Source organism: Enterorhabdus sp. P55 (assembly GCF_009911695.1).
GTDB lineage: Bacteria > Actinomycetota > Coriobacteriia > Coriobacteriales > Eggerthellaceae > Enterorhabdus.
Map to the genome: position 1 here is coordinate 1 of NZ_QWKK01000100.1, position 7,791 is coordinate 7,791.

8 protein-coding genes are annotated in these 7,791 nt (G+C 71.0%); 7 read left to right on the top strand and 1 reads right to left on the bottom strand.

Annotated features, from left to right (window positions below):
• The 7 genes from D1643_RS08875 to D1643_RS08905 form a co-directional block, all read left to right on the top strand.
• Positions 1 to 543: 4Fe-4S dicluster domain-containing protein (locus D1643_RS08875; RefSeq protein ID WP_160710280.1), on the top strand; the 543-nt coding region annotated here is incomplete at its 5' end.
• 86 nt (positions 544 to 629) lie between these two features.
• Positions 630 to 3,179, top strand: coding sequence for a molybdopterin-dependent oxidoreductase (locus D1643_RS08880; RefSeq protein WP_160710281.1), 2,550 nt, complete (start codon positions 630 to 632; stop codon positions 3,177 to 3,179).
• Positions 3,180 to 3,193: 14 nt separating this feature from the next.
• Positions 3,194 to 3,523 carry a nitrate reductase cytochrome c-type subunit gene (locus D1643_RS08885; protein WP_160710282.1) on the top strand — a complete coding sequence of 110 codons (330 nt, stop codon included), beginning with the start codon at positions 3,194 to 3,196 and terminating at the stop codon, positions 3,521 to 3,523.
• A 10-nt stretch (positions 3,524 to 3,533) separates the two neighbouring features.
• Positions 3,534 to 3,827: a chaperone NapD gene (locus tag D1643_RS08890; RefSeq protein WP_201751049.1), complete on the top strand. Its 294-nt coding sequence runs from the start codon at positions 3,534 to 3,536 to the stop codon at positions 3,825 to 3,827.
• Between the two features lie 54 nt (positions 3,828 to 3,881).
• Complete coding sequence (locus D1643_RS08895; protein WP_160710283.1) at positions 3,882 to 4,817, top strand: NapH/MauN family ferredoxin-type protein; 936 nt, start codon at positions 3,882 to 3,884, stop codon at positions 4,815 to 4,817.
• A 65-nt stretch (positions 4,818 to 4,882) separates the two neighbouring features.
• Positions 4,883 to 6,112: an ammonia-forming cytochrome c nitrite reductase subunit c552 gene (locus D1643_RS08900; RefSeq protein WP_160710287.1), complete on the top strand. Its 1,230-nt coding sequence runs from the start codon at positions 4,883 to 4,885 to the stop codon at positions 6,110 to 6,112.
• 18 nt (positions 6,113 to 6,130) lie between these two features.
• On the top strand, positions 6,131 to 6,826 hold the full coding sequence (locus D1643_RS08905) for a cytochrome c3 family protein (protein WP_160710284.1): 696 nt from the start codon (positions 6,131 to 6,133) through the stop codon (positions 6,824 to 6,826).
• Between the two features lie 273 nt (positions 6,827 to 7,099).
• Here D1643_RS08905 and D1643_RS08910 read toward each other — a convergent pair.
• Positions 7,100 to 7,791: FAD:protein FMN transferase (locus tag D1643_RS08910; RefSeq protein ID WP_160710285.1), on the bottom strand; the 692-nt coding region annotated here is incomplete at its 5' end.

Genomic DNA, 7,791 nt, shown 5'->3' on the forward strand with positions numbered 1-7,791 from the left:
CTCGCCGCCGCCTGGGAGGGGACGCGCCCCGCCCTGGGGCTGCTGCGGCCGCCCGGCGCCGGCGCGCCCGCCGCGTTCGACGCCCGCTGCGTCAAGTGCGGCCGCTGCCTGGAGGCCTGTCCCTACCAGGCCATCCACGCGGCACCGCTCGACGCGGGGCTGGCCGCGGGAACCCCCGTCATCGACGCCCGGGCCCAGGCCTGCCGTCTCTGCGCCGGCTTCCCCTGCGCGGCGGCGTGCCCCACCGGTGCCCTCTCCCCGGTGCGGGAGCGCTCCGAGGTGGCCATGGGCACCGCGCGCATCGACGAGGAGCTGTGCCTGTCGTTCAAGGGCATGCGCTGCGAGGTGTGCTACCGAGCCTGCCCGCTCATCGACGACGCCATCGCCATCGACTACCGCCCGCGCGAGGGCGACGACATCCACGCCGTGTTCGCCCCCGTCGTCCACGAGGGACGCTGCGTGGGATGCGGGCTGTGCGAGCAGCGCTGCCCGGTGGGCGACCCCCGCCCCGCCATCCACGTGGAGCCGACGACGGGCGCCTGAGCGCCGCCCGGTCCGTCGCGCCGGACGGCCGGGGGCGAGGCAGGCGGGCAGGAAATCGCAACCAGAGGAAAGCAGAGGAGGACAGCATGGATCTCACGCGACGGACGTTCGTGAAGACCACCGCGGTGGCGCTCGCCAGCGCCGCGGCCGCGGGCACCATGGCCACCATGGCCGGCTGCGCGGACGGGGCCGCCAAGGCCTCGAGCGCCCCGACGACCCCGGCGGGAACCACGCGCACCGTGGGCGTGTGCCGCTTCTGCGGCTGCGGCTGCGGTGTGATCGTCGAGGCCAAGGACGGCCGCCTGGTATCGGTCACCGGCGACCCCGAGAACGGGTCGAGCCGCGGTCTGAACTGCGTGAAGGGGTACTACCTGGCCAGCGCCCTCTACGGCGACGACCGCCTCACCACGCCGCTCATCCGCGACGACAAGGCCACCAAGGGCACCCCGGACGGCCTGCGCGAGGCCACGTGGGACGAGGCGCTCGATTTGGTGGCGTCCAAGCTGCGCGAGACGTGGAAGGCCGACAAGAGCCGGCTCGCGTTCTGGGGCAGCGGCCAGCAGCCCATCGTCGAGGGGTACTGCCAGGCCAAGTTCTGGAAGGCCGGCCTGCTCTCCAACAACATCGATCCCAACGCGCGCCTGTGCATGGCCAGCGCCGTCGTGGGCTTCATGAACATCTTCCAGACCGACGAGCCGGCCGGCTGCTACGCCGACATCGACGAGGCCGACGTGTTCGTCACCTGGGGCGCCAACATGGCCGAGGCCCATCCCATGCTCTACTCGCGGCTGACCGCCCGCAAGCTGGCCGACGAGCGCGTGCGCCACTACGACGTGACCACCCTGCGCACCCGCACCTCCGCGAGCGCCGACAAGGTGCTCGCGTTCAAGCCAGGCGCCGACATCGCCATCGCCAACGCCATCGCCTGCTACCTGGTGGAAAACGACCTCTACGACAAGGCCTTCGTCGCCGACCACCTGCAGTTCAAGCAGGGGACGGAGAACATCGGCAACGCCTTCGAGGACGGCTACGACGCCTCGGAGCAGGGCCAGTCCGTCGACGCCGTCACCTCCATCACCTTCGAGGAGTACGCCGCGCGCCTCGCCCCCTACACCCTCGAGTACGCCGAGGAGGTCTCCGGCGTCCCCGCCGACGACATCCGCGAGCTCGCCGAGGTGTTCGCCGACAAGTCGCGCAAGGTGCTCTCGCTGTGGACCATGGGCGTCAACCAGCACAACCGCGGCACGTGGATGAACCACTGCATCTACAACATCCACCTGCTCACCGGCCGCTACGCGCTGCCGGGCGACGGCGCCTTCTCGCTCACGGGCCAGCCCTCGGCCTGCGGCACGGCTCGCGAGGTGGGCACCTTCTGCCATCGCCTGCCGGCTGACCTGGTGGTGGCCCAGGAGCCGCACCGCCGCTACACCGAGGCCGTCTGGAACCTGCCCGAGGGCTACCTCGACGCCATCGCCAAGCCCGGGTTCCACACGGTGAAGATCTTCCGCGAGCTGTCCAAGGGCAACATCGACTTCCTCTGGAGCGCCCACAACAACTGGGCCGTGAGCCTGCCCAACCTCACCCGATTCCTCGGGCGCGGCGACAAGAAGGGCGTCATCGACGCGTTCATCTGCGTGTCCGAGGTCTACCCGACGCTCTCCACCCAGTACGCCGACGTGGTGCTGCCCGCGGCCATGTGGGTGGAGCGCGAGGGCCAGTTCGGCAACGGCGAGCGCCGCACCGCGGTGTTCGAGAAGGCCGTCGACCCGCCGGGGCAGGCCCAGTGGGACCTGTGGATGCTCATGGAGATAGCCAAGCGGGTTCTGGCCGGCGAGAAGATCGGCGACGAGGACGCCTTCGAGGCGCTGTTCGGAGCGTGGTACGACGCCGAGGCCGGCGAGTTCCGCGGCGACCAGCGCGAGGTGTCTCGCGCCATCTGGGAGGAGTACCGCACCTTCTCCAACCCCTGGCTCAACGACCGCGCGGCGGCCATCAACGAGTCCGCGGCCCTCAAGATGGAGGCCAAGCAGCTGGCCCCCTACGACCTCTACATCGACAACCACGGCCTCACCTGGCCGGTGCGCGAGGTCGACGGCGAGTGGCTGCCCACCCTGTGGCGTTTCTGCGACGGCGACCAGGCCGACGGCTTCGACCAGTACGGCGTCGAGCAGTACGGCGAGCACGACAAGGCCGGCGGCGTGAGCTTCTACAAGTCGGCGGGCAAGCGCCCCTCGGTGGTGTTCCGCCCCTGGGAGCCGCCGGCGGAGGTGCCGGACGAGGAGTACCCCTTCTACCTGTGCACCGGGCGCTTGCTGGAGCATTGGCACACCGGGTCGATGACCCGCCGCGTGGCCGAGCTCGACCGGGCGCTCCCCGAGGCGCTGCTCGACATGAACCCGGCCGATTGCGAGCGCCTGGGCGTGAGCGACGGCGACAGGGTGCGCGTGAGGTCGCGCTACGGCTCCTGCGACATCAAGGTGTCCACCGCGGGACGCACCGCGCCGCCCGAGGGCATCGTCTTCGCGCCGTTCTTCGCCGAGGAGACCCTCATCAACCTGGTGGTCCAGGACGTCTACTGCCCGCTCTCCAAGGAGCCGGACTACAAGAAGACCACCGTGTCCATCGAGAAGATCTAGGGAGGTCAAGGCCCATGAGGAAGAAGATCACCGCCGTCGCGGCCGGGGCCCTGCTCGTCGTGGCCCTCGGCGGCCTCGCCGGATGCGGCGGGACGGACGCGGCCCAGGCCTCGGCCGGCCCTGCCGTCGGCGAGCCGTCGCTCATGCCCGCCAGCCACGAGGGGCGCTTCTACGAGCTGGGGGCCGACGGCTGCTACGGCTGCCACGGCGCCAACGAGACCACCGACCACATGCTGGCCCAGGCCACGCCCCTGCCCGCCGACCACTACGTGGACGGCGACGTGTCCACCTACGAGGTGTTCGGCGCCCGCAGGGAGTGCCTCACCTGCCATTCCCAGGGCTAGGCGGCGCGCGATGGCGAGCAGAGACGCGCGCGCCGGCGCCGCCGCGGGCGCCGAGCCCGTGGTCATCTCGAGCCTGGTGGTGGAGACGGCGCCGGGATGCGCCGAGGCGGCGGCCGAGGCGCTGGCGGCGCTGCCGGGCGTGGAGGTGCACGAGCGCCAGGGCCACAAGCTGGTGGTGACCATCGAGGCCCCCAGCGTGCAGGCCTCCCACGAGCGGGCAAGCTCCTTCATCCAGGTGGAGGGCGTGACGGGCGTGAACCTGGTGTACTGCAACTTCGAGGACGAGTACGCCGCGCGCCGCTGAGGCGCCGCGACAGGCCCGCGAGGGCATCTGGATGAGAGGGAAGGAGGAGCGAGGATGACGGGGAAGACGCGCAGGATGGGCCGCGTCACGGCGGTGCGCCGCGTCGTGCAGTGCGCGCTGATCGTGCTGTTCTGCCTGCCGCTCGTTGCGGCGGGCTGGGGCCTTCTCGGCGGGTTCTCCGGAGGGGATGCGGCCGTGGCCACGCCGGCTGAGGGCGTCTTCTACGGCAGCCTGGCCTCCTCCTCGGTCGGCGGCGTGACGTTGCTCGACCCGCTGGCCGCGCTCCAGGTGGCGGCCTCCTCCCGGGATCTGGCGCCCGCCCTGATGGTGGGTGCGCTTCCCGTGCTCGTGGCCTACGGGCTCGTGCGCGGGCGTGCCTTCTGCGGCTGGGTGTGCCCCGTCAACCTGCTGGGAGAGGCGACCGACTGGCTGCGCCGCCGGCTGGGCATCGAGGTGCGCGAGCGTGCGGTGCCGCGCCATGCCAAGCTGGGCGTGGCCGCGGCGGTGGTGGCCCTGTCGGCCCTGGTGGGCGTGCCGGTGTTCGAGACGTTCAACCCGGTGGGGGCCGTGAACCGCGGCCTGCTGTTCGGGGCCCTCGCCGGCGCGTGGACGCTCGTGGCCGTGCTCGTCTGCGACCTGCTCTGGAGCCGGCGGGTGTGGTGTCGCGCCCTGTGCCCCATGGGCGGGCTCTACGAGGCACTCGGCCGGGCGGGCCAGGTCAACGTGGCCATCGACCACGACGCCTGCGTCCAGTGCGACCGCTGCAAGGCCGTCTGTCTGGCCGATCCCGTCATCCTCGAGCCGGCGCTTTCGGGCGAGGACGTGATCGTCCGTGCCGGCGACTGCCTGGTCTGCGGGGCCTGCGTGGACGCCTGCCCCGCCGACGCCCTGCGCTTCAGACTGGGCCGTCCCCGCAAGCCCGCTTCGGCGCCCGCCGCCTGCGCGCCCGATCCGGCGGCCGCGCCGCCGCCCGGCCCGGCTGCCAGCTGACCGATACCGCCGCGCCCTCCGCGCGGTTCTGACGAGCACCGATCTGACGAAGGAAGGGAGTGACGATGTTCAAGAGCAAGAAGCTGCGCCTCACCGCCGCCGCGCTCTGCGCCACGATGATGGTGGCGGGCCTGGCGGCCTGCGCGCCGCGGGCCAACAACCCCGCGGCCCCCGAGGCCGACCTGACGCCCGCGGCCGACAGCTTCGGCGTCATCAAGGCCGAGGAGTGGGCGGGCCTGTATCCCCACCAGTACGAGACGTGGAAGGCCAACGAGGCCAACGCGCCCGAGGGCAAGGACAACTACCTCGAGACCTACCCTGCGCTCAACACCATGTACAAGGGCTACGGCTTCGCCAAGGGCTATGACGAGGCGGCCGGCCACAGCTACACGCTGCATTCCATCACCGAGACCCCGCGCGTGACCGACGCCACGCTCGCCAACTGCATCACCTGCAAGACGCCCCAGTTCACCGCCCTGGTGAACGAGGAGGGTGATGGGGTCTACGCCGAGAAGTTCAGCGATCTCATCGACCTGTTCGACGAGCCCGTCAGCTGCTACAACTGCCATGGCAACGACCCGACCCAGCTCGAGGTGACCTCCGGCTTCTACCACGGCTCCCTCGGTGATGCGGCCGAGGCCACGCCAGTGGAGGCCCAGGTGTGCGGCCAGTGCCACAACGAGTACTACTTCAACGCCGCCAAGGTGACGAGCAATCCCTACGACAGCCTCGCGGGCATGGACGCCGAGCAGATGCTCGCCTTCTACGACGCCCTCGGCTTCAAGGACTGGGAGCATCCCGATACCGGCGCGCCGCTGCTGAAGGCCCAGCACCCCGAGTTCGAGACCGTCTACGGCGGCCAGCAGTCCCGCATGGCCGCGGCCGGCTTCAGCTGCGCCGACTGCCACATGGCCACGGAGGAGTCCGACACCGGCGCGCGCTACTCCTCCCACGAGCTGGTGAGCCCCCTCGAGAGCCCCGAGCTCATGGAGAAGTGCGGCCTGTGCCATGACGACCTGGCCGGCGAGGTGGCCGCCTGGCAGAAGGGGGTCACCGATCGCGAGCAGGCCATATCCCAGGACATCGTCCGCTACATCGAGAAGCTGGCCTCCGTGAAGGACTCCCTCGATCCCGAGACCCTCGCCCGCGCCCAGCAGATCCATCGCCATGCGCAGTTCTACTGGGACTACGTGATGGTCGAGAACAGCGAGGGCGCCCACAACCCCGAGGCCGCCCATGCCAATCTCGACAAGGCCGAGGCGCTCCTGGCCGAGGGCTTCGCCCTGCTGGCCTAAGGCGGAAGGAGAGAAGTGATGACCGAAGATAAGAAGACCGCCGCCTCCGCCGACGCGGCAGCGCCCGCGGCGAAGCGCAGGGATCGTCGCAAGCTGGCCGTGGTGGCCGGCGTCGTGTGCGCCGTCGTGGTGGTGGCAGGCGCCGGGTTCTGGGTGTGGCACGAGCAGCCGAGCTTCTGCAACGCCATCTGCCACGCGCCGCAGGATCCCATCAACGCTACCTATGACGGCGAGCCGGGCCAAGCCGGCCTCGACAAGTGGGGCAACCCCGTGGACGACATGGGCGACCTCATGGTGGTCCAGCACAAGCAGGCGGGCCTCACGTGCCTGTCCTGCCACGAGCCCACCCTCGGCCAGCAGATCACCGAGGGCCTGCACTGGGTGAGCGGCGACTTCGAGTACCCGCTTGACGAGCGTTCGCTCACCGACCTCAACCATTACCTTCAGAAGGACGATCCCGAGTCCTTCTGCCTGAACGAGAACTGCCACAACATGACCCGCGACGACCTGGCCCAGGCCACCTCCGCGCTGGGGGAGCGCAACCCCCACGTCACCGAGGTGCGCCACGAGCAGATCGAGTGCGGCGAGTGCCACAAGTCCCACCGCCAGTCGGTGAACGCCTGCAGCCGCTGCCATGACGACGCCCCCATCCCCGAGGGCTGGCTCGACGCGCACCAGGCGGCCCAGCTGGACGCGAGCGGGTTTCCGTACTGAGGAGCGCCCTCGGAGGGTCTTTGCGGCCAAAAACACCACGTTTTCCGCGCTTGGCGGGGGTATCCTCCGCAACCTCTCCGGCTGTTTCTGACTGAGAATAACCTTGACCTGGTAAGACGGAGACGATGATTGCCGGCGTTTTCCCATGCAGCGTCGTGGTTGCGTAAACCACGGTATTTTTGGCCAGAAACCTCGAAATGAGGGAGCTTAGCTTGCGAAAGCGGGGAGGCGCGGTGCGTTGGGCCGCGCCTTGCGCCCGCCCGCGTCGCGCGCCTAGCGCGCTGGGGTCACCTGGCCGTCGAAGCCGACGAAGAAGGCCTGGCGAATCTCCGCGTGGCGCCGCGCCAGGGCGAGCCCGCGCTCTAGGCCCAGGGCGAGCAGCGTGGTGGAGAATCCCTCGGCGTCGAGCGAGCGGTCGGCCACCACGGTGACGCCGGCCACGTCGGTGGCGACGGGCCAGCCCGTGCGGGGGTCGAGCACGTGGTGGCGCAGCCGCCCGTCGGTTCCGGTGAACGAACGCTCGTAGACGCCGCTGGTCACCGCCGACCCGGCGGCCAGGGGGACGGCGCCCAGCAGGGCGTCGGGGTCGTGGGGCGCTCGCGGGTCGCGGATGCCGACGCGCCAGGGCGCGCCGTCCGGCTTGGCGCCGCCCACGGCCACGTTTCCGCCCAGGTTGACGATGAAGCCGCCCAGCCCCCGCGTGGCCAGCAGCGCCGACAGCTCGTCGGCTATCCATCCCTTCGCGATGCCTCCCACGTCCACCGCCGCCCGAGGGTCGGCCAGCCGGGCGAAGAAGCGCCCCGCGCCTGGCTGGAAGCCGGGAGATTCGGGGCGCGCCGCGCCGCCGCCTGCGCCCGCCGCGTCATGCGCTCTGGGCGCATTCGCGCCTGCGTCGCTTGCCTGCGCTCCCGCATCCGCGTCGCGCGTCGGGGTCGCGCCCGCACCCGCGCCGCGCGCTCGCGCGC